This window comes from Eubacterium sp. BIOML-A2 (assembly GCF_009680135.1).
Classification (GTDB): Bacteria; Bacillota; Clostridia; order Lachnospirales; family Lachnospiraceae; genus Faecalicatena; species Faecalicatena contortus_B.
On the sequence record NZ_WKZK01000122.1, the window covers coordinates 1 to 1,596 of the forward strand.

Genomic DNA, 1,596 nt, shown 5'->3' on the forward strand with positions numbered 1-1,596 from the left:
GTTTTATGCCTTCTTTTTAGTGTCCATTTTTAGGGAACCCTTCTTCTTAATGTGTCCACATCTATGGGTACATTATATTTGATTCCTTTCTCTAGTCCCTCTTCGAGTCCTTTCTCGATTCCCTCTTCTACGCCATCCTGGTATAAATCTTCCAACGCTTTACACATATTAACGTTCCCTCCTTCTTCCGTCTTTACCGTTTTCAAATGTTGTGTCGATCCCAGCATTGCACAAACGGCATTATATGAGTCCTGATCAACCTGCACAAAATATGCCCTGTTATTCTGCACATAGCGTTTCAATTCTTCTTTGTTTTTTCTACATTTTAACATGCCGAATATCATCTGTAAATCTGTTTGAAAACACTCCAGGTTTTCCAGCTTTTTCGGGTCTATCAGGTTGATCCTGTAATTGGGTACGTACTTCGTCAGCAGCTTATACTCTTTTCGGTCTAATCCCAATAATCCATGCAAATCCGTACTCCCATCCCATTCTTCCTCACCATAGTAAAAAACAATATTCAGAACCGGCGATAAAAAATCTGTCCTCTTCATACCGGAAAGAAATTCTGCCGGTACTTTCATATCTTTCTTTTCCCTATGACTTTTCCGCAATTCATTGATCTGATCTGCATAACTTAAGGCATCATACAGCATTTCCCGTACAGGCATGGCATAATGTATCTCCCCTTGGTTCTCACATGCCAGTACTACAATCCGTGTGCCGTCATCCATTCTCATCATAATATCACGGTATCTTTGCACCGTGATCTCCTTGCCATCTGCCTTCTTAAGCACCAATCCCTGTTCCCCATCTTCAACCGCCATATTTTCTGCCGTAAAAACCTGCTCTCCCTGATAAAGAGAGCCATTTAACAAATCCGCCAAACGCCTTTTATCTGAAAGCCAGCGCTTCATATATACGTTACTCTTCCCCATATTCAATTTCTCCTTGTCAGACTTTTTTAATGCAAACCATCGTTTCGATCGACAAGTATTACACTTCCAATACGCATCACCTTTCTTCAATTTTAAAGTTCTATTTTTCAAACATTGAATAAACCGGCGAATCTGCCTGAAAGAATGAGATAGACAATCTCATATATCATTGAATATAAAGAATGTTTGAAATGCCCCACAGACTATTCTTTGGGTACATTCACTCTACCATAATTCCCTTTCTGTTACAAATAAAATATCTATAAATTTACCAGCGCCCATTTCTATAATCAAATTTCACCCCACATCTAATCCGGAAATTAGTGGCACAGGCAGAACCGCAGCATAGCCAAAATAAGGCACCCTAAAGCATTTCGTAACCCATTCCCTAAAGAAGTATCCGCAGCCAAACCACAAAACAAGGTACAACTTTCTCTTTCATAGTACCGTTTCCATACTGTATCACCAAACAAATCAATACGCTGCCCCCTAAAAGTATCCTCCCAAGTTGCCACCCTATCCAACCGATTGGATGCACCCAGCGAAAGGAAGGGATAGCCGCAACCCGCCCAAGTGCACATATGCCGCCTCGAAACGCTAAAGTGAACCTTAGAAATTCTTGGAGGCCGGCAGCCGGGAAAGTGGGGTGATTTTGTGA

General features: G+C 41.3%; 1 protein-coding gene. It reads right to left on the minus strand.

All coding sequences use genetic code 11. From position 1 onward, the window contains the following. Window positions 1-29 precede the first annotated feature (29 nt). Window positions 30-938: an Rpn family recombination-promoting nuclease/putative transposase gene (locus tag GKG43_RS22760; protein ID WP_055155411.1), complete on the minus strand. Its 909-nt coding sequence runs from the start codon at window positions 936-938 to the stop codon at window positions 30-32. Window positions 939-1,596 lie beyond the last annotated feature (658 nt).

Bases quoted from the DNA above. Each gene is read 5' to 3' on its own strand.
- GKG43_RS22760 (WP_055155411.1), bottom strand. From the start codon at position 938: ATGGGGAAGAGTAACGTATATATGAAGCGCTGGCTTTCAGATAAAAGG.